Origin of the sequence: Mycobacterium sp. SMC-21 (assembly GCF_045310825.1) — a bacterium.
GTDB lineage: Bacteria > Actinomycetota > Actinomycetes > Mycobacteriales > Mycobacteriaceae > Mycobacterium.
The window spans coordinates 87181-105888 of the sequence record NZ_JBJIAO010000018.1 but is presented as its reverse complement, the minus strand read 5'-3'; the positions used below and the strand labels follow the sequence as shown (position 1 = coordinate 105888).

The following is an 18708-nucleotide window of genomic DNA, read 5'->3' as shown; positions in this document are numbered from 1 at the left end:
TCACCCACTACATCGCCCGATCCCTACTCGAAACCGGCGGATTCAGACCCCAACTACACCGTCAATCATGAAGAGCCTGATTAAGAATGCGGGCGGCTAGATGAGAATATGACCGTTTGTGACAGGCTTTCAATGGTTCCAGGCTGTCGGGATTGTGGTTGCGCTCGTCTCCTTTCTGGCCAGCTTTCCGACCACGATTCAAGCTTGGAATGAAGCGCGCATGCACGTAGAGCGAATCGACCAGAACGGTAAGGTGGTTGCCCAAACAGATGAAGAGGGTGTACAACGAGTTCTGTTAGATGACAACAACTTACACGCGCTCAGGCTGGCGGCTCTCCGCGTATTTCCCACGCCAAAATGGACCCGTCGGGTCGGCACTTTAGCAACGCTGCTGTACCTCGTAGCCGTCGCTGAGTTGGTGGTGCTGCCAATTGTCGGACTCGGATGGAAATCGGTAGCCTATGCACTCGCCACATACTTCACCGCGCTAGTTCTCGCATCTACCGTGACAAGCAGAATATGGCGCTACCATGCGAATCGGAACGCGTTTGCGCTCCTTGGTGCGCCCGCCAACTTTCGAGAAGCCACACGATCGCGAGCTCCGTACCGCAATTCGGTCTTTCACATCTACTACGTCTACTACCGGCGATCTATGACGATTATCCGACGCGCAGCTTCTAACTCGAATGACGAGGATGCGGAATCCCCGTTGCCTGAGGGGCGAACGGCGGCGATACGAGCGATGCGACCAGAGCTGACGGAGATGTGGGACGGCATCATCACTGCGCAGGAACGCTACTACCGCAAGAAGCATTGGCGGGGGTGGAAGGTCCGTCAACGGGCGAGACGCGTCAGAAAAATCCGCAATCGCCGAGAACGGGATGTGCGTCGCCGACAGCGCACCGAACTGATCGGCCAAATAAGGGGCGAGCGGCAGGATCGACGCAATAGTGGGCGTAATAGCTAGGGCGCTTTGCCACGCAGCGCGCTTCGGTATTCCCGGTGGGAACCGCGAGCAGCCAACGGCAGAGTGGCCTACGGTGTACCGCCGAGGATAACCACACAGCGCCAGTGCATTAGGGGACCGCGCCGCGCGGCGACCGATGAGGGTGGCGACGCACGTCCCATTAGTCGGGGCGGGAGCGCGTTCGCAGGCTGTCGGACTTCGGTTGATGGGTGACCGATCTGTTTCGGTTGATCCTTGACACTCGTGTTGGTGGTCAGGCCTGTTCGCGGGTGCGGCAGGCCTTCTTGTTTCGTACCGCCCCGGTGCTGTTGCGGGCTGCGGTTTTGACCAATTGCTCGCCGACCCAGAACCTCAGCAGGTCCCCGTCGACATGAACGTCGCAGCGTTGCCCGGCCCAGTGCCTGCCGATACTGACCTGCTGCCACGACACGCACACCACCCCGTTGGTGGTGACCCGCCGCGAGACCCAATCTGAGCCCTGGCGCTGGTGCTCGCGCGCAGCTGTGGAGGTCGACGGTGCCGCCGCCGGCGCTGATGCGGTGAACCGCTGAGCTGGGGTGTCCATCTTCAGGGACTGGTGCGGCCGGGCGGTGTTGTACTCGATCACCCACTCATCGAGCGCCTGCTGCGCCGCCTTCAAATTGGGGAAAGGTGCTGCGGTAGAAAGGAACTCCGCGCGCAGACTCCGGTGAAACCGCTCGATCTTGCCTGTAGTGGTCGGCGAGCGCGGCTGGGTCAACAAGTGCTCGATGCCGTGCTCGCGGCAGATCGCATCAAAGAGCACCTCCACCGGTGGATGGTTGAACCGGCCGGTGAACACCTTGCCGTTGTCGGTCAGGATCTGTTCTGGTGAGCCGTAGGTCGCCAACGCACCGCGCAGTCCATCGCACACCGCGCGGGTGCGCTCGCGAGTCATCAGCCGGGCGCACACGCACATCCGGGAGTGGTCGTCGATCCCGGTCAAGGCCTTGGCGCTGGTCCCGTCAGCCAGCGGGAACCCACCGACGACATCCATCTGCCACAACTCCATCGGCGCGCCCCGCTCCCAGCGTTTCCACTTGCGGGCCCGCCGGTCGCGCAACCGCGGATCGATCAACCCCGACCGCACCAACGCCCGGTACACCGCCGACTCCGAGGGCACCGGTGACACATTGCGTTTGGTCAGCTCGAACACCAACCGCCGCGGCCCCCAATACGGACGTGAGCGCCGCAACTCCAGCACCGCCGCTTCGACCTCGGCTGACATCTGATGCGGACACGACACCGGCCGGTGTGACCGATCAACCAACCCGTCCAAACCCTCGGCCTCATACCGGGCCAACCAGGCATGCACCGTCTGACGCGACACCCCCGCCTTCTCGGCCGCCTGCGTCACCGACAACCCATCACTGATCACTGCCAGCACCGTCTGATGCTTGCTGCTCAGCCACGCTCAACTCCCGCGTTCAGGGAGTGTCAAGGATCAACCGAAGCAGGTGTAAAGCATCAGCCGAAACACTGTCAGGCATCACCCGACAGAGAAATGTCAGCCATCAGCCGACGTAATACACCGGAAAAAGTGCCCCCGGCAGGATTCGAACCTGCGACACCGGCTTTAGGAGAGCCGTGCTCTATCCCCTGAGCTACGGGGGCGGCACCTACCGAGATAGGGACCCATAGGGACGACTCATGCTAAACGCCGCGCGCCGTATCGGTGGCATCGGGATTCTGATGTCGGTCACGGTGCCGCGTGCGCGGCCGGCGATGTTTGACTGTGCGGCGCGGTGTCGGGGGAGCCGAGCTGGTCTGCGACGGCGACGACCAAGCCGCCGAGCATGAACGCGGTGATCGCCGCGGTCAGCGTCGGCGTACTCAGCGTGGGGATGAAGCGCCGAATTCCGGTGACGTCGGAGCCGGCGCTTCCGTGGTACTTGTGCGTCAGTGCGTGGCCTTTGCCTTTTTGCAGCAGGTATCGGTTTACCGGGTAGGCGGCGAAGAAGGCGACGGTCAGCGCGATCATCATCCCGATCCAGAAGACCGGGTTGACCAGGCCGGCGTTCATCGCGCCCGGGATCACCGCCATGACCAGGTTGTCGACGATCTCCATCGTCGCGATCGACAGCGTGTCTGCAGCCAGGACCACGCTCAGCGCCGTGCCGATCGCCAGCCCGGCTTTCAACAGCGGCAGTGTCGACAGGGTGTAGCCGAAGGCGAATGCCAGCGCGATGGCCAGTCCGATGGTCGCCAGGTTCGTCAACCCCAGAGCCGTGCCGATGATCAGGCCGACGATCTCCCCGATGGCGCAGCCGGTGAGGCAATGCAGGGTCGCGCTGACTGCCATGGCGTTGATGTCGCCGCCGTGGTGCGCATGATCCAGGTGGGAGCCGTGGTCGTGTCCGCCGTGGTGGTCGGCGGGATGGTGGTGGGAATCGCTGGCCATCGTTGTCGTTCCTCATCGTCGAAATCGAGCGGTATGGGAGTCGACTCCATGATACCCCCTGGGGGTACATGTCGCTGGGCGGCGGGGTGATGGCCGCGGCCACGATCCGTTGACGCAACCGACCGGCCGCGTGAGGCGGCCCACATATCAATCTAATTGACATAGGCGGTCGTGCGGCAGCAGGATGGGCACATGAGCACTTCCGGGGATGAGACCGATTTCCACAACGACGTCATCAGGCAGATTCGCGAAAACGGCGTGGTCGACGGCTGGTTCGCCCAGTTCGACATGCTGATCCTGCATACCGTCGGCGCCAAGTCCGGCCAACCGCGGCAGAACCCGATGGCCTACCAGAAGTCGGACGGCGACGAGATCTACGTCTTCGCCTCCAACAACGGCAAGGACACGAGCTCGGCCTGGTACCACAATGCGCTGGCCCATCCCGAGCAGGTCGCGGTCGAGATCGGGCCCGACAAGTACAGGGTTCGGGTGCGCGAGCTGCAGGGCGCCGAACGCGACGGCGTCTACGCGACGCAGGCCGGCCGTTTCGAGAATTTCGCCGAATATCAGCGCAAAACCACGCGGAAGATTCCGGTTCTCGGACTCACGCGCATCGAGCAGTAACGCAACGCGCCCTCGGTGCGCGGTTACTGGGCTTGAAGTGCAGTAATTCGGCAATATTTACGTGATTGCTGAATTGCTCTCTTGACTCGCGAATTGCATGGTCATTGCAGGGCAAATGTCAAATCGCAGCAATCGTGGTAACGACGTTCTCTGGTTGTCTACACTTCCGTCCAAATGTGTGAATTTGACATGAACGCGTGCGATCCCGTCGATGTGGCGCACCAGTTGGACGCGACCGGCGTCGCTCGGGTAGCAAACGCGGTGCAATGGGATTGGGTGCTTGAATCCCGGGCGGAAATCGACCGCTGGTTGGCCGAGTACGGCGAGAAAGACCATTTCGTCCTATCGCCGCAGGACGGGCACCTGGAATCGATTCACGCGTTCATGGCCAGCGATTCGGTTCGCGCATTTCTCGACAATGTCGTCCGCCAGCGGTTCCCGGACCGCGCCCATGAAATGGACGGTACGGCGGTGCGCATCGTTGCCGGGCCACACGCCGACGGCGATGCCTGGTGGTTCCACTACGACGCCAGCGTCGTGACGATGGTGGTCCCGTTGTTCATCCCCGAAGCAGAGCCGGGCCGGTCCGGAGAGTTGGTGGGCTACTTCAACAAGCGGCCGTTCCGCCGTTCGGTCATGGTCAACATCTTCGAGAAGATCGTCCATCAGAGCGCGACGTTCCGGCAGCGGATCCTGGACAGTCTCGGCCGCAGCCACGGCCCGACCGTCGTCGACATGAATGTCGGTGACGTGTACCTGTTTTGGGGCTATCGGAGTCTGCATGCCAACATGCCGATCGCTTCCGGCCAGCGGCGCGTGACACTGCTCATTCACTACGGCCAGCCGCACGCGCCCAGCGGCGCGCTGGCCGCGGCCAAGCGCCTGCACTGGGCCTTGCGTGGCCGTACCGACGCCGCGGACCAGCCGGCAGCCGCAGGGGCGTACTGACCGGCATGGTCCGGGGCGGATGCCGCGCTCAGCGGCAGGTGTTGGCGCTGACCCAGCGGCCGTTCCAGCCGACGCAACCCTGAACCGGTGGGGGCGGCGGTGGCGGCGGCATGTCCTCGGGCAGTGGCGCGTAGTCGGCCGGCGGCGGCGCGTACGGCGCAACAGCGCCGAAGTCGGTGCAGCCGCTGACCGTGATGCGCCGTCCGGCACCGAAGCAGACGTCGGCATTGGCGGTGCCCGCGGGGACGATCGCGATCAATCCGGGTACGGCAGCCGCGGCCAATGCGGCGGCGATCAGCCGGCGGCGGGAGCGTGGCGCGGACATCATTCGCCCAGCAGCGGCCGGTCGGGCTGCGCCAGGCCGCAGCGCTCACGGAAATCGGTCATGGGCTGACGGATCGCGCGAAGTTCGTTGTGCGCCTGCGGGTTTGCGTCGAAGAAGGTGCGCACCTCGTTGGCGACCTCATCGCGCGGCTTGCCCTGCAGGCTGCCGTAGAAGTCGTTGACGTCCGGGTGCGTGAACAGGTAGGCGGAGGCGGCAGCAGCGACACCCGAAGCCACCCCGGCCAGATCCGCGGGAGTGCAGTTGGGGGCCGTCGGAGCGGCGATCGCCTGACCCGACATCGGCAGGGCGACGGCCATGACGGCCATGGCGGCTCCTGCGGCAGCTACGACCGCCCGCTGGGCGACCGATTTGGTGAAGACCATTGCCGTATTCCTTTCCACAGTCCCGGCTTCCGGGTCGATCGACCACCGGACACAGCCGGACTGTAGCAGGCGGATTGACCCCGCCGACATTTTCTGCGAGGGCGCAAATCCCGGGCTCGTTCTTGCTCTTCTTCTCCGGCTTGTCGTGGACGATCCCTGTCTGACGGCTGTCACCTCGACGGCTGACTGGTCGCGGTGTCGGAGTCCGTCGGCGCTACCGCCGCAGGTTGCCGAAGCGCCGGACAACTGGGTCGTGTTGTGCGGTTTCGTGCTCTAGGCAGTTTGCGGAGATTGCTTGGCAAGCCCTCGGCGAGCTTGGCATGCTTGGTCCACTATGGGTGATCTCGGGGTGTTCGGCGCGTGGCTCATGCTGGCGTTGGTCGTCGGCGGGGCGGTCTGCGTGGCGGTCGGCTGTGTGTTCGTGACGCGACGCATCATCGCCCGGGATGCGCGCCCGGAACAGAACTCGTTCCTGTCCCCGTTCCTCACCGTCGTCGGCCTGGTCTACGGGGCGCTCCTGGGGTTCACGGTCGTCGTCGGGTGGCAGCAGTTCCTCAGTGCGGAGACGAATGTCGCCAACGAAGCATCGACGCTGACGACGCTGTATCGCCAGACCGTCGCCATGCCGCAACCCGAGCAGGCGCAGGTTCGCGAGCAGCTGCGCAAGTACGCCGCCGCGGTGCAGGGCCCCGCCTGGGGCATGGACGAATTCGCCGACATCAGCAACAACGGCCGCGCCGCGCTCAGCGAGCTGTATCGCGTTGTGGGAACGCATGGTTCGGGGCCGAGCGCGAGTCCGATCGATTCGCAGTTCCTGAGCGAGCTGACGGTGCTGGCCTCCGACCGCAGCGAGCGCATCCTCAATTCCCACCAGCGCATCCCGGCACTGTTGTGGTGCGCCCTGATCTTCGGTGGGGCGGTGTTGATCCTGCTGACGTGCTTCATGCGGCTGGAGAACGCCCGTGCGCACGCGGTACTCGTCGGCGCCGTCGCCATCCTGTTGTCACTGCTGCTGTACGTCATCTACACCCTCGACCATCCGTTCGGCCCCATAGGCGTTACCCCGCAGCCGTTTTCGCATGCGGTCAAGGTGTTCGACCTGGTCGACCGCGGCAGCTGAGCGTCGCTCCGCGGGCCGATCGGCGGCCCGATGGTCTATTATCTGCGTATGAATGCAGATAACCAGGTGCCGGCGCCGCTCGCCGACGACCAGGTGCGTCTGGTGGCCGAAGTGTTCCGGATGCTCGCCGACCCGACCCGCGTCCAACTGCTGTGGGCGTTGAGCGCATGCGAGCTGTCGGTCAATGAACTGGCCGAGCGCGTCGGCAAGCCCGCGCCGTCGGTGTCACAGCATTTGGCGAAGCTGCGGATGGCGCGATTGGTCCAGACGCGACGGGCCGGTACGACGATCTTCTACAGCCTCGAGAACGAGCACGTGCGGCAGTTGGTGGTCGACGCCGTGCACAACGCCGAACACGCGGGTCCCGGGGTGCCGGCACATCATCGTCAGGACCCCGGTGTGCGGAGGCTCGACGCCGACACAGCTGTGCGCAAGGGCGGCCGACGATGAGCGCGCACCACCACCATCACCACGGCCACGACCATGCGCACGACCACGACCACGGCCACTCCCACGGCGGCTGGGGCGCTGTCCGCGGGCTGTTCGCTCCCCACTCCCATGACGCGGCGGACAGCCTGGACAGCGCGCTCGAGTCGAGCGCCGCCGGCATCCGGGCGGTCAAGATCAGTCTGCTGGTGCTGGCCCTCACCACAGTCGTGCAGATCGCCATCGTGGCGGTGTCCGGGTCGGTGGCCCTGGCTGCCGACACGATTCACAACTTCTCCGATGCCCTGACCGCGGTGCCGTTGTGGATCGCATTTGCGTTGGGTGCCAAGGCCGCAACCCGCCGCTATACCTATGGCTTCGGCCGAGTCGAGGACCTGGCGGGATTGTTCGTGGTCGGCATGATCACGCTGTCGGCGGTCATTGCCGGCTATGAGGCGATACGGCGGTTGATCCATCCGCAGGTCATCGACCACGTGGGGTGGGTTGCGCTGGCCGGACTGGTCGGATTTCTCGGCAATGAGACGGTGGCGGTCTACCGCATCCGGGTGGGGCGGCAGATCGGGTCGGCAGCATTGGTCGCGGACGGCATCCACGCGCGCACCGACGGCTTCACGTCACTTGCCGTGGTGCTCGGCGCCGGTGGAGTGGCCCTCGGATACCCGCTCGCGGACCCGATCGTCGGGTTGATCATCACGGTGGCGATCCTTGCCGTGCTGCGCACCGCGGTGCGAGACGTGTTCCGCCGCTTGCTCGATGGCGTCGACCCGGCGCTCGTCGACACCGCCGAGCAGTCGCTGGCGGCCGAACCGGGGGTGCGGTCGGTGCACAGCGTGCGCATGCGGTGGATGGGTCACCGCCTGCATGCCGACGTCGAACTCGACCTCGATCCCGAGCTGAGCCTGGCGCAGGCCCACCAGATCGCCCACGACGCCGAGCATCATCTGGTGCACGCCGTGCCCAAGCTGACGACGGCGCTGATCCACGCATACCCCGCGCGTTAGACCCTGCCGACGGCGCCCAGCTGCTGCAGCTGGGACAGGGTATCGACGACGCCCCAGACTTCGGCGATCTTGCCCTCGGCGAACCGGATGATGAAGATCTCTTCGTACACAACGGTTTTGCCGGTCGGCGCCAGTCCGCGGTACTCGCCGAGGTGCGTCCCGGTCACTGTCTGACGTGAGGCGAGCTTGTCGTGGTCGACCACCATGTCTTCGACCACGACGTGGATGTCAGGGAAGGCGCGCAGGAGCAGGGTCCAGATGCGTTTCATGGTGTCCGGCCCGGAACCGGCCGCGAGCGGGGAGTGGACCACGGCGTCGGGGAGGAGGACGTCGTCGATCGTGCTCACGATGTCGTCGATGTCTCCGCTGTTGCAACTGCAGTGGAATCGCTCGAAGGTCGCGACATTGGTGCTCGTGGGTGTCGTGGACATGGACCCTCCTTGCGATGTGGCGCAACGGTTCGCGAGCCCACCCGGCCCTCAGCCCGCGTTGCCTGTGCGGTCTGCCAGCCCCAGTCTCAGGTGCTCGCTGTGATAGACGGCTTCGTCGAGCAGTTGCGCGACGTGGTTGTCGTACAGGGTGTAGACGATGCTGCGGCCGCTCCGGGTTCCGGTCACCAGCCCGAGATTGCGCAGCAGCCGGAGTTGGTGGGAGACGAGGGATTGTTCGAGTCCGATGGCGTCGGCGAGGTCGGTGACGGAGCGAGCGCCCTGGCGTAGCTCGGTGAGGATCATCAACCGGCTCGGCGTCGCGAGCGCCTGCAGCGTCGTGGCGACCTGGGCTGCAGCGTCAGCGTCGAGCCGCCCGGTTGGGCGATCACGTCCCTCGACACCATGTCCCACCGTTGTAGTGTACTAGGGCACACACATGAAGACGTATTCATTTGTTCTGATAACGTTGGCTGCATGTGTTCGCGAGGTGCGTCATGGCGACGGTGACTCAGGCTGCTCGGCCGGCGAGCGTCGGTGCGGCGGTGGCGCCGTCACGCCGCGGGTGGTTCGACCTGTCCGAGATGCGCTGGGCGGCAGCAGCTTTGGTGTTGTTCCTGGCCGGTTTGGTGCTGCAGTTGGCCGGTGGGCCGACGTGGACGTGGTGGGCTCTGTACCTGGCCTGCTACGTCACCGGCGGTTGGGAACCGGCACTGGCGGGGTTGCAGGCGCTGCGCGAGAAGACCCTCGACGTGGATCTGCTGATGGTCGTCGCCGCGATCGGTGCGGCGTCGATCGGCCAGGTCACCGACGGCGCCCTGTTGATCGTCATCTTCGCGACCTCCGGTGCACTGGAGGCGCTGGCCACCGCACGGACCGCGGACTCGGTGCGCGGCCTCCTGGATCTGGCGCCCGACACCGCGACCCGGTTGTCCGACGACGGCGAGCACGTCGTGCCGGCCACTGAGCTGGCGGTCGGCGACGTGGTGCTCGTGCGCCCGGGGGAGCGCATCTCCGCGGACGCCACGGTGCTCGACGGCGCCAGCGAGGTCGATCAGGCGACCATCACCGGTGAACCGCTGCCCGTCGACAAGGCCGTCGGCGACGAGGTCTTCGCCGGCACGCTGAACGGCACCGGGGCACTGCGGATTCGGGTCGACCGACGGGCCGCCGACTCGGTCGTGGCGCGCATCGCGGCGCTCGTGGAAGAGGCGTCCCAGACCAAGGCCCGCACGCAGCTGTTCATCGAGAAAGTCGAGCAGCGCTACTCGATCGGGATGGTTGTCGTCACCCTCGCGGTGTTCGTGATCCCGCTGCTCGCGGGCGACTCCGTGCGGGAGGCGCTACTGCGGGCGATGACGTTCATGATCGTCGCGTCCCCGTGCGCGGTGGTGCTGGCCACGATGCCGCCATTGTTGGCGGCGATCGCCAATGCCGGGCGCCACGGCGTGCTCGTCAAGTCGGCGGTGGTCATGGAACAGCTCGGCGCCGCCACCCGCGTGGCGTTCGACAAGACCGGAACGTTGACCAGGGGGACGCCGGAACTTGCGGAGATTCGGCTACTGACAGCTGATTTCACACAAAACCAGGTGCTGACGCTGGCCGCGGCCGCCGAACATCCCAGCGAGCACCCGCTGGGCGCGGCGATCGTCCGTGCGGCGAAGGCGCGTCGACTGGTCCTGCCGCGCGTTGCCGATTTCGCCGCCGAACCGGGCCGCGGCGTGCGGGCCACTGTGAACGGACACCCGATCACCGTGTCCTCACCGTCGATGGAAAGTGACGAGGCGGTGGCTCAGATGGAGCAGCGCGGTTGCACCGCGGTCGTCGTGGCGGTCGACGGTCGTGCGGTCGCAGTGTTCGGCATGACCGACGAACTTCGCCCCGACGCCCACGGCGCGGTCGCCGCCGTCGCCGCCCTGACGGGCCAGGCCCCGGTCCTGCTCACCGGTGACAATGCCGCGGCGGCAAGGCAACTGGCCGGTCAGGTGGGCATCGCCGAGGTGCGCGCCGGCCTGCTGCCGCACGACAAGGTGGCGGCCGTCCGGGACTTGCAGGCCGACGGCCACCGGCTCGTCATGGTCGGCGACGGCATCAACGACGCGCCCGCGCTGGCGGCGGCGCACCTGGGCGTTGCGATGGGCGGCGCTGGATCGGATCTCACCCTGCAGACCGCGGATGCCGTCGTCATCGGCGATGACCTGCGCACCATCCCTGCGGTGATGGCACTGTCGCGGCGCGCCCGCCGCGTGGTGATGGCCAACCTGGCGATTGCGGCGACTTTCATTGCCGTGCTGGTGGTCTGGGACCTCGTCGGCACCTTGCCCCTCCCGCTGGGGGTGGCGGGTCACGAAGGCTCGACGATCATCGTCGGGCTCAACGGACTACGGCTGCTCCGGCGCGGTGCCTGGCGCGCGGCTCAGTCCTCGTAGGGGACGAACTCGTCCTTGCTGACGCCGCACACGGGGCACACCCAGTTGTCGGGAATGTCCTCGAACGCGGTGCCGGGGGCGATCCCGCTGTCGGGGTCGCCGTCGGCGGGGTCGTAGATCATGCCGCAGCGCACGCAGATCCACAGCTGGGCGGTTTGGCTCTCGGTCATGGTGTGTCCGTTCGGAGAAGTGGTGTGGTCAGGGCTCGACGTGCGCCGGGGCGAGGCTGAAGCGGTTGGCCCGCCCGAAGGTGCCGAAGTCGTTGAAGCGGACACCGTTGTCGCGCAGCACTTTCTGGCAATCATGCTTGATCGCCTCGCGGAGGTAGAACGGGTCACGCACCAGGAAGTGGTGGATGGCATGGGTCTCGCCGAAGTTGAAGCACAGGGCGTGGAAGGGCTTGAGCCACTTGGCCGTCCACACCTGGGTCTGCTGCATCACGTTGTGCTCCTCGACATCGCCGTAGTAGTGCATGTTGGAACTGACGAAGTGCAGGCAGAACGTGCGCACCGCGTTCGGTGCCAGCAGCGTGACGGCAACGAAGTCAAGCACCGTCACCCAGCTGCCGGAAATGCTGCTGCCGGTGACGAGTTCGTAGACGTGCACGCCGATGAACAGGTGCCACAGCGTGTAGTGGATGGTGCCGAGCGGGAAGTACAGCGCGAGCGTCTTGGCGGCGAGCTGACGCGCTTCTTCGGGGGAGCGGGCCTCGTGCTTGATGTAGGCGGTGACGATGGCGCGCTGTCGGAGTGGCTTGGTGTAGATGCCGAGCATCGAGTCGAGCAGGCTGAGCAGCCGGTGGCTGCCCCAGCGTTCGCCGTTGGTGATGCCGCGCTCCTCGAGGTCGGAATCGGTGCCCGAGACCTCGTGGTGGTGCAGGTGCAGCGTCCGCCGGATCCAGGGGTTGATGGTGCTGGGCCGGAAGAACCACACCCCGAACATCATCGCGTTGTGCACCGGGCGGTTCTGCCGGAAGTACATCGAGTGGATGAGGTCGTGTTCCAGTTCGTGCAGCAATGACAGCCAGAACGCGGTGATCAGGATGGTTGCGTACCAGGGCAGGATGCCGGCCGCGTACAGCGCGGCGTCGACGAGAACGCCGGCGATGGACGCCAGGAATATCGCCATCCCGACGCCGTCCTGGTGTGCGGCGAGGAACGGATGGCGTTCCCGCCAGCCGTTGCCGATGCGGATGAGCTCGCCCCGGATCGCGGCGATCCGGTCGCGGTCCTCCTCGGCCAGGTTGCGCTCGCCGGGTAGGCGGGTTGCGATACGTGCCATGATTTCTCCATTCAAGTTAGAGAACGAATGTTCCGTAAGGTATGTTTGTCGATATGGCGAGGTCAATAGCTATAGTTGGTTTCGTGACAGGCAACACAGAGAACAAACGCTCTCTATCTGTCGAGGCGGACTCCGGCAATGGTCGGGATCGGCATGGGCGCCGGACGCAGCAGGAGCGCCGCGAGCACACCCGCCGCGCGTTGATGACGGCGGCGCTGGAACTGACCGGCAGCGGATCGAGCTTCGACGCGCTGAGCCTGCGGCAGCTCGCCAGTAAGGCGGGTGTCGCGCCGTCGGCGTTCTACCGCTACTTCCAGTCGCTCGACGACCTCGGTCTCGCCGTGATTCACGAGACCTTTCGGACGCTGCGCGAGATCATGGGCGAGATGGCCACTCTCGACATCGATTCGTCCGGCGGCGCCATCCACGTCGGGGTGCAGGCGCTTCGTGGCGTGGTCTCGCGGGACCATGCACACCTGGCGTTCCTGGCGCGCCAACGTGCGGCCGGTCATTCGGTGCTCCGGCGCGAGATTCGGTCGGAAATCCGTTTGTACGCCAGCCAATTGGCCACTTACATGGCCCGGTTCGAACCCATCCGGTCGTGGAGCGTCGGGGATGTCGAGATGCTGTCGAGCATGTTGATGGCCACCATCCTCGCCGGCATCGATTCGATGCTCGAGGTCATCGCGCGCGGGCTCGACGAAGAGACGACGGCGCGTGACCTGGATGCGGCGGCCACCATGCTCGAGCGCCAGATCCGGTATCTGAACGTCGGTGCCACCGCGTGGCGGAGCAACTGATCACTCGCGGCACCGAAACACTTTGACCACCAACAGGAGTGACATGACATTCTCACTACAACTCAGCGACGACGTCATCGAGGTGCGCGACTGGGTGCACCAGTTCGCCGCCGAAGTCGTCCGCCCTGCCGCCGCGGAATGGGATGAGCGGGAGCAGACGCCGTGGCCGATCATCCAGGAAGCGGCGAAGATCGGGCTGTACTCACCCGAACTGTTCGGCACGCAGGCCGCCGAACCGAGCGGCCTCGGCATGCTCACCGTGTTCGAGGAGCTGTTCTGGGGTGACGCCGGCATCGCGCTGTCCATCATGGGTACCGGTCTGGCCGCGGCGGCCTTGGCGGGCAACGGAACTCCCGAACAGATCGGGCAGTGGCTGCCGCAGATGTTCGGCTCGGCCGCGGACCCGAAGGTCGCGGCGTTCTGCTCATCCGAGCCCGACGCGGGCTCCGACGTCGGGTCCATCCGGACCCGGGCCCGCTACGACGAGGCCACCCGGGAATGGGTGCTCAATGGCACCAAGACGTGGGCCACCAACGGCGGCATCGCCAACGTGCACGTCGTGGTCGCGTCCGTCTACCCGGAGCTCGGGTCGCGCGGCCAGGCCAGCTTCGTGATCGGGCCGGACACCAAGGGGCTGTCGCAGGGGCAGAAGTTCAAGAAGCACGGCATCCGGGCGTCGCACACCGCCGAGGTGGTGCTCGACAACGTGCGGCTGCCTGAGGACGCGATCCTCGGCGGCCGGGAGAAGTTCGAGGCCCGGGTGGCGCGGGTGAAGTCGGGCGTGTCCGCGGGTGGCCAGGCCGCGATGAAGACGTTCGAGCGAACCCGCCCGACGGTCGGGGCGATGGCGGTCGGGGTGGCCCGGGCGGCGTACGAGTACGCCCTCGAATATGCCTGCCAGCGTGAGCAATTCGGTAAGAAGATCGGCGAATTCCAGGCCATTGCCTTCAAACTGGCGGACATGAAGGCCCGCATCGACGCCGCCCGGCTGCTGGTGTGGCGGGCCGGCTGGATGGCGCGCAACAATGTGCCGTTCGAGAACGCCGAGGGTTCGATGGCCAAGCTGGTGGCCAGCGAGACCGCCGTGTACGTGACCGACGAGGCGATTCAGATTCTCGGCGGCAACGGGTACACCCGCGACTATCCGGTCGAGCGGATGCACCGAGATGCCAAGATTTTCACGATCTTCGAGGGCACCAGTGAGATTCAGCGGTTGGTCATCTCACGGGCGGTGACGGGCCTGACGATCCGCTGAATCAAGACTCATCGATGCGGCCGGTACGCCGAGACCACCATCAGGGCAATCAGACGAGTTCCGGCACTCTCAGGTGAGCGATCGCCAGCTCGAACTCACAGATGTCGACCAGACTGCCGCCCAACTGGGCGAGCTTTTCGGTGCGCAGCGCACTGGCCTGTTCGCGGTTGTTGTCCAGCGCCGCGGCGCTGTCGAACGTCACGGACGAAACGGCGCGTCCGGACGGCTTGTCGAGCAGGAGGCTGGCACTGCAGAACCCCTCGAGTTTCTCCAACGGCGGCAGGACCAGCGTCCGGTAGAAGTCGGTGAGGAGGTCCGCCTGATGAGGCTCGACGGAGAACCAGGCAACGCGAAGGCAGGCACTCTCCGGTGAGCGGTGGTGGCGGTGCAGCGCCGCCACCTCCCACTCACTGATCTCCTTCCGGGTCCCGTTCAGCAGCTCCGCCGCACGTTCACCGAGGGGTCGGGCGGCGTGCGCCGTCAGGTGCATCACTGCCTCCGACTCCCAGGAGCTGGTGGCGATGCACCGGCCCAGGCGCCGGTCCACCAGCAGCGACATCCCCGCGGCCCCCAGCTCCTCCAAGGCCGGGAGCACGGTGTCGCGCATGTACGCAATACCGGCGTCGATCGACGCCGGCTCGGCCTGAAACGTGGTTGAGCGTGCGTACACCAGGCGCTCCTCGGTTGCGGCAGCGCCCCGTGGCGCTGCTGGTTCTCCCCACAGCGTCCCTTGTCGACCCCGGTGGTGTATGGACTTTGCCGGAATCCACAGGTTGCGTTAAGGAGCGACAACTGCGGCGCCGAACCAATGGCAAAGCAGCAGTGTGACTTCCACGTCTATGTGGTCTTCTTCGATCGGTCTGCCGAGCCGCGCGATGGCGAGCTGGCTGCGGTACTTCACCGAGTTGACGTGCAGGTGCAGCTCGCGGGCGCTGGAATTGAACCTCGGGTTGGTGCGCACGTACGCGCCGGGAGGGTCGGGGCACCGCTCATCGCTGTCGGGGTGAGGTGGGCGTGGCCATGGGCCTGGCAAACTCGCGCGAGGCCGCGTTCTCGGCGCGGTGGTTGGCCGAGGCGGTGTGCCCGGTGCTGCCGTGGGGTGGGCGGGGCGATGCGATTGGCGGAGTCCTGCGACGCCTGCCGGCTCCCGCGTCCCAGCGGCGCGCTATCTGGGAATGCGGGCGCGACCCGCGACTGACTGAATCGTCAATTTGTTACTGGCCGGTGGCGTAGGCCAGGGTGCGCGCACGTGCGGGCGCGGCGACGTGCGGCAATGCCACCGAGTGGACAGCGGCCGCGGCCGCGGTGCGGCGGGCGTTGAACCAGCGGATGCCGGCGGCGCCGACGACCAGCAGCAGCGGCCACAGGCCGATGGCGAAGAGGACGATGGCGTCGAAGATGAAAGCGGGCTCGAACATGGCTGTGCTCCTGGGTTGGTGAAATATGTTTGTTCCGTTGATATTTGGTGTTTTCTCAACGGGGAAGCTGATACCAGAACGGTACGGCGCGGGCATGCGGCGACCCAGGTACCGCCGAGACAATCTTTTGGCGATCTGGCCCGAATCGTTGTCCCTGAGGAACAAAGGGGCAGCAATTTTCCGCGGGTGACCCCATTCCGGCTCGCTGCGCCATCAAGGTCCTGGGCGCCGACTCGGACGATATGACCTCGAGAACTTCGAGCGTGAGCAGCGGGCCATGGGCCCGGGTATCAGGTCATCTCAACATCGTGCCGGTGCTGCACAGCGGCTGACGTTCACAGGGCGCTGAAACTGCGCACCACCACGCGGGTTGAGCGCTGTCACTGCAGACCAGCAACGGAGTCCTGGTGGTCAGGTGGTCCGGCCTTCCGGTCTATGCCGAGAACTGTCTGAACGACAGCATCGATACTGGGGATCTCCTCGAACCCGTCGGTCGCGGGATGTGTGGTGTCGCTCAGCGCCGTCGCGATGACGTCCCAGGTGTGGCCGGCGGCATGTGCCGCTTGGACAGCATCGCGCAGTTCACTCTGGGCCGCACGCAGCGCCTGATGAGCCGCGCTGATGCGCTCGATGTACGCGAGGTGCATTTCCTGCTTCTCTGCTGACATCTCTTCTGCTCCAAGCGTCCCTGAGGTGATCACCGATTCGGGCGCCGAAGCTGAGTTTGTGTGCCAAATCCAGCCCAGATCTGGCACACAAGCTCATGCTCGTCAGCTCAACCGGGAAGGCCGGGCCCTCCGGCAGTCACCTCACTGTCCTTTCCTTTACCACTTGTGCGATTCAGGGTAGCTTATCTATGGCAACTGACATAGATTTCTATATAGCACTGGTACATGATTCAATGCAAGTGGTGGAACAGGGAATCTCATGAACGATGCAGATCGCCGGCCGGTGCCGCCGAGCGCAGGACCCGCGGCCGCGGGCCCGGCATCCGATCATGCGGTGTACGGGATCACGGTCGCGGCGGAACTGTCCGGTGCGCCAACGCAATCACTGCGGCTGTGGGAGCGTCACGGGCTCCTCACTCCGGCGCGCACCGACGGCGGCACCCGCCGCTACAGCGCCGACGACGTGGCCCGGATCGGACGGATCGTCGACCTGGTCGCCTCGGGCGTCAACATCGCGGGAATCAGCAGGATCCTCGAATTGGAGGACGCCAACAGCGCGCTGCGCAGCGCCGCCGATCGGCGCAACCGCTCCAAGTGACGGGCGGCTGATCAGCTCGGTTGTCGTGCCCGGGTTTTCGCCGCGAGACCTCGGGTGGCGGGCCCCTCCAGGAGCCGCCCGTCCGGTGCGAACCGCGAGCCGTGCAGCGGACACTCCCAGGCCCGGTCGGCGTCGTTCCACCGCACCACGCCGCCCAGGTGCGGACAGATCGCCGACACGGTGTGTTGTTTCCCGTCGACCAGGCTGTCGGCGCGTAGCTGCCACGGGAGCCCGCTGACCACCCCGCCGCCTTCGCAGAGGCCATCCGGCGACGTGACGATCGGCGTGATCCAGCCTTTGGCCAGATTGAGTCCGACCTCGAGATTCGCGCGCAGGGCGGCGGTCATCCCGCGCAGCTCGTGCGGACTCCAACTGTCGAACGCGCGAGCCCACTCGATGTGGCCGCCGAGCATCTGCGCGGCCAGGACCAGCGCCGCCGCGACGCCGTTGGTCAGCCCCCACTTGTCGAAACCCGTTGCCACCCGGATCTTTTCGTAGCCCGGGAGTAGTGGTCCGACGTACGTCAACTCGTCGATGGGCGAATAGTCCTGGGCCGACCAGAAGTGCGTCGGGTGGGCACCCGGGTAGTGCAGTTCCGCCCACTTGGCGAGCTCGGCCACGTCGTGGGCGGGCGCGTGGGCGCGGCCCACCGGATGGCCGGCGCCACCGACGATGAGCTTCTCACCGCTCGCGGATGGCGCGTAACGCACCGACCGGGTGGGCGAATCGACCGAGATGAACATGCCGCCCGTCGCCTCGCGCGTGATGTCGAATGCCAAGCAATAGGAGCGTTTCGCCGTCAGCCGCGCGAAGAAGCCGCCGCGGTCCAGGATCGGCGTTCCGGTCGCCAGGATGCACCGGTGCGCCGTGACCGACATGTCGGAACCGTCGGCGGTGTCGACCGTCGGATGTGTGGCCTGCAATGCCACGCGCACCAAGCCGTCGTCGGCCACCGACAGCGCGCGGACACCCTGTAGCAGCGTGCCGCCGTGGCTCTCGAGTTCCACCGCCAGACTGTTCAGCAGGGGCATCGGGTCGAGCTGCGCCTGTTCGGGTAGCCGCACGCCGCCATGGAAGGGGAACGGCACATCGGCGGAGTCGACCCACTGCGCTTGCGTCAATCCCGCTTCCTGGCAGGCGCTGAACGTGTCGCGCGCGGTGGCGACGCCGGAGAACGTCTGGGCGTAGGCGTGGTCGGCTTCGGCCTGCCACGGGATCGCGTGGTTCTCGCAATGCCGCACCAGCCAGTCACGCCCCTCGGCGTTGCCGCGGACATAGTCGCGCAGCACATCCGCGTTGTGCTTGGCGGCGATGCGCGCCAGCTTGCTGCCCTGCAAGACGCTCAATTTGCCGGTGGTGTTGCCGGTCGTGCCGGCACCCACATGCCGTGCCTCGACAACCGTGACGTTCTTACCCGCCCGGGCCAGGAGCACGGCAGTGGTCAGCCCGGTGATGCCGGCGCCGATCACGACCACGTCGGCGGGAGACGCCATGTCGGTCGACTCCGGCGCCGGCGACGAGGACGGCGACATCTCACGGTCGGCCAACCACAACGAGGTCAGGTGGCAACCTTCGGGAGGTCCGGTCACCGCCATGC

Annotated in this window: 22 protein-coding genes, 1 tRNA gene and 1 pseudogene; 10 read left to right on the top strand and 14 right to left on the bottom strand. The window is 66.0% G+C overall.

From position 1 onward, the window contains the following. Nucleotides 1-118 precede the first annotated feature (118 nt). Nucleotides 119-967 carry a hypothetical protein gene (locus ACJH6H_RS18215; RefSeq protein ID WP_318986750.1) on the top strand — a complete coding sequence of 283 codons (849 nt, stop codon included), beginning with the start codon at nt 119-121 and terminating at the stop codon, nt 965-967. 253 nt (nt 968-1220) lie between these two features. On the opposite strand, the pseudogene ACJH6H_RS18210 reads toward ACJH6H_RS18215, so the two are convergent. From ACJH6H_RS18210 to ACJH6H_RS18200, 3 genes and pseudogenes are all read right to left on the bottom strand, one after another. Then, nucleotides 1221-2403 (bottom strand): annotated as a pseudogene (locus ACJH6H_RS18210) (IS481 family transposase). A gap of 123 nt (nt 2404-2526) precedes the next feature. Continuing rightward, nucleotides 2527-2599, bottom strand: a tRNA-Arg gene (locus ACJH6H_RS18205). Nucleotides 2600-2684: 85 nt separating this feature from the next. Continuing rightward, the gene (locus tag ACJH6H_RS18200; protein WP_318987133.1) at nt 2685-3386 is read right to left on the bottom strand and encodes a DUF4396 domain-containing protein; all 702 of its coding nucleotides are present in this window, start codon (nt 3384-3386) and stop codon (nt 2685-2687) included. Nucleotides 3387-3578: 192 nt separating this feature from the next. On the opposite strand from ACJH6H_RS18200, the gene ACJH6H_RS18195 reads away from it, so the two are divergent. Continuing rightward, nucleotides 3579-4010, top strand: a complete 432-nt coding sequence (locus ACJH6H_RS18195) for a nitroreductase family deazaflavin-dependent oxidoreductase (protein ID WP_318987134.1) — start codon at nt 3579-3581, stop codon at nt 4008-4010. A 174-nt stretch (nt 4011-4184) separates the two neighbouring features. Next, entirely contained in the window at nt 4185-4958 is a 774-nt protein-coding gene (locus tag ACJH6H_RS18190; RefSeq protein WP_406775494.1) for a hypothetical protein, read from the top strand. A gap of 28 nt (nt 4959-4986) precedes the next feature. Here the strand turns inward: ACJH6H_RS18190 and ACJH6H_RS18185 are convergent, their stop codons facing one another. Together ACJH6H_RS18185 and ACJH6H_RS18180 are read right to left on the bottom strand one after the other, a co-directional pair. Next, the gene (locus ACJH6H_RS18185) at nt 4987-5283 is read right to left on the bottom strand and encodes a hypothetical protein (protein ID WP_406775493.1); all 297 of its coding nucleotides are present in this window, start codon (nt 5281-5283) and stop codon (nt 4987-4989) included. Then, nucleotides 5283-5666: a heme-binding protein gene (locus ACJH6H_RS18180; RefSeq protein WP_212813083.1), complete on the bottom strand. Its 384-nt coding sequence runs from the start codon at nt 5664-5666 to the stop codon at nt 5283-5285. Before ACJH6H_RS18180 ends, ACJH6H_RS18185 begins: the two co-directional genes overlap by 1 nt. 334 nt (nt 5667-6000) lie before the next feature. On the opposite strand from ACJH6H_RS18180, the gene ACJH6H_RS18175 reads away from it, so the two are divergent. Genes ACJH6H_RS18175 through ACJH6H_RS18165 form a run of 3 tightly spaced genes read left to right on the top strand, consistent with a single transcriptional unit; the run spans nt 6001 to nt 8234 of the window. After that, nucleotides 6001-6786, top strand: a complete 786-nt coding sequence (locus tag ACJH6H_RS18175; RefSeq protein ID WP_020098964.1) for a DUF4239 domain-containing protein — start codon at nt 6001-6003, stop codon at nt 6784-6786. Nucleotides 6787-6834: 48 nt separating this feature from the next. After that, the gene (locus ACJH6H_RS18170; RefSeq protein WP_020098965.1) at nt 6835-7236 is read left to right on the top strand and encodes a metalloregulator ArsR/SmtB family transcription factor; all 402 of its coding nucleotides are present in this window, start codon (nt 6835-6837) and stop codon (nt 7234-7236) included. Next, on the top strand, nt 7233-8234 hold the full coding sequence (locus ACJH6H_RS18165) for a cation diffusion facilitator family transporter (RefSeq protein WP_406775492.1): 1002 nt from the start codon (nt 7233-7235) through the stop codon (nt 8232-8234). The genes ACJH6H_RS18170 and ACJH6H_RS18165 overlap by 4 nt, the downstream gene beginning before the upstream one ends. Here the strand turns inward: ACJH6H_RS18165 and ACJH6H_RS18160 are convergent. Further along, nucleotides 8231-8665 (bottom strand): ester cyclase, encoded by a 435-nt coding sequence (locus ACJH6H_RS18160; RefSeq protein ID WP_406775491.1) that lies wholly within the window; start codon nt 8663-8665, stop codon nt 8231-8233. The two genes, ACJH6H_RS18165 and ACJH6H_RS18160, sit on opposite strands and share 4 nt — an antisense overlap. Before the next feature lie 48 nt (nt 8666-8713). Then, nucleotides 8714-9076, bottom strand: coding sequence for a metalloregulator ArsR/SmtB family transcription factor (locus ACJH6H_RS18155; RefSeq protein WP_029104663.1), 363 nt, complete (start codon nt 9074-9076; stop codon nt 8714-8716). A gap of 83 nt (nt 9077-9159) precedes the next feature. Between ACJH6H_RS18155 and ACJH6H_RS18150 the strand changes: the two genes are divergently transcribed. Then, the gene (locus ACJH6H_RS18150; protein ID WP_406775490.1) at nt 9160-11091 is read left to right on the top strand and encodes a heavy metal translocating P-type ATPase; all 1932 of its coding nucleotides are present in this window, start codon (nt 9160-9162) and stop codon (nt 11089-11091) included. Here the strand turns inward: ACJH6H_RS18150 and rd are convergent. Together rd and ACJH6H_RS18140 are read right to left on the bottom strand one after the other, a co-directional pair. Further along, nucleotides 11079-11261: a rubredoxin gene (rd, locus tag ACJH6H_RS18145; RefSeq protein ID WP_406775489.1), complete on the bottom strand. Its 183-nt coding sequence runs from the start codon at nt 11259-11261 to the stop codon at nt 11079-11081. The two genes, ACJH6H_RS18150 and rd, sit on opposite strands and share 13 nt — an antisense overlap. A gap of 28 nt (nt 11262-11289) precedes the next feature. Continuing rightward, on the bottom strand, nt 11290-12372 hold the full coding sequence (locus tag ACJH6H_RS18140; RefSeq protein ID WP_406775488.1) for a fatty acid desaturase: 1083 nt from the start codon (nt 12370-12372) through the stop codon (nt 11290-11292). Between the two features lie 83 nt (nt 12373-12455). On the opposite strand from ACJH6H_RS18140, the gene ACJH6H_RS18135 reads away from it, so the two are divergent. Together ACJH6H_RS18135 and ACJH6H_RS18130 are read left to right on the top strand one after the other, a co-directional pair. Further along, on the top strand, nt 12456-13172 hold the full coding sequence (locus tag ACJH6H_RS18135; protein ID WP_212813057.1) for a TetR family transcriptional regulator: 717 nt from the start codon (nt 12456-12458) through the stop codon (nt 13170-13172). 43 nt (nt 13173-13215) lie between these two features. Continuing rightward, nucleotides 13216-14427, top strand: coding sequence for an acyl-CoA dehydrogenase family protein (locus tag ACJH6H_RS18130; protein ID WP_212813055.1), 1212 nt, complete (start codon nt 13216-13218; stop codon nt 14425-14427). A gap of 49 nt (nt 14428-14476) precedes the next feature. On the opposite strand, the gene ACJH6H_RS18125 is transcribed toward ACJH6H_RS18130, so the two are convergent. From ACJH6H_RS18125 to ACJH6H_RS18110, 4 genes are all read right to left on the bottom strand, one after another. After that, complete coding sequence (locus tag ACJH6H_RS18125) at nt 14477-15097, bottom strand: hypothetical protein (RefSeq protein WP_212813053.1); 621 nt, start codon at nt 15095-15097, stop codon at nt 14477-14479. A 108-nt stretch (nt 15098-15205) separates the two neighbouring features. Then, entirely contained in the window at nt 15206-15388 is a 183-nt protein-coding gene (locus tag ACJH6H_RS18120; RefSeq protein ID WP_212813051.1) for a hypothetical protein, read from the bottom strand. Nucleotides 15389-15641: 253 nt separating this feature from the next. Continuing rightward, nucleotides 15642-15845, bottom strand: coding sequence for a hypothetical protein (locus ACJH6H_RS18115; RefSeq protein ID WP_212813049.1), 204 nt, complete (start codon nt 15843-15845; stop codon nt 15642-15644). A 380-nt stretch (nt 15846-16225) separates the two neighbouring features. After that, nucleotides 16226-16513, bottom strand: coding sequence for a hypothetical protein (locus tag ACJH6H_RS18110; RefSeq protein WP_406775487.1), 288 nt, complete (start codon nt 16511-16513; stop codon nt 16226-16228). Between the two features lie 259 nt (nt 16514-16772). On the opposite strand from ACJH6H_RS18110, the gene ACJH6H_RS18105 reads away from it, so the two are divergent. Continuing rightward, a complete protein-coding gene (locus tag ACJH6H_RS18105) occupies nt 16773-17111 on the top strand; it encodes a MerR family transcriptional regulator (RefSeq protein ID WP_406775486.1) in 339 nt (112 codons plus the stop codon). Nucleotides 17112-17122: 11 nt separating this feature from the next. Here the strand turns inward: ACJH6H_RS18105 and ACJH6H_RS18100 are convergent, their stop codons facing one another. Then, entirely contained in the window at nt 17123-18706 is a 1584-nt protein-coding gene (locus ACJH6H_RS18100) for an FAD-dependent oxidoreductase (protein ID WP_406775485.1), read from the bottom strand. Nucleotides 18707-18708 lie beyond the last annotated feature (2 nt).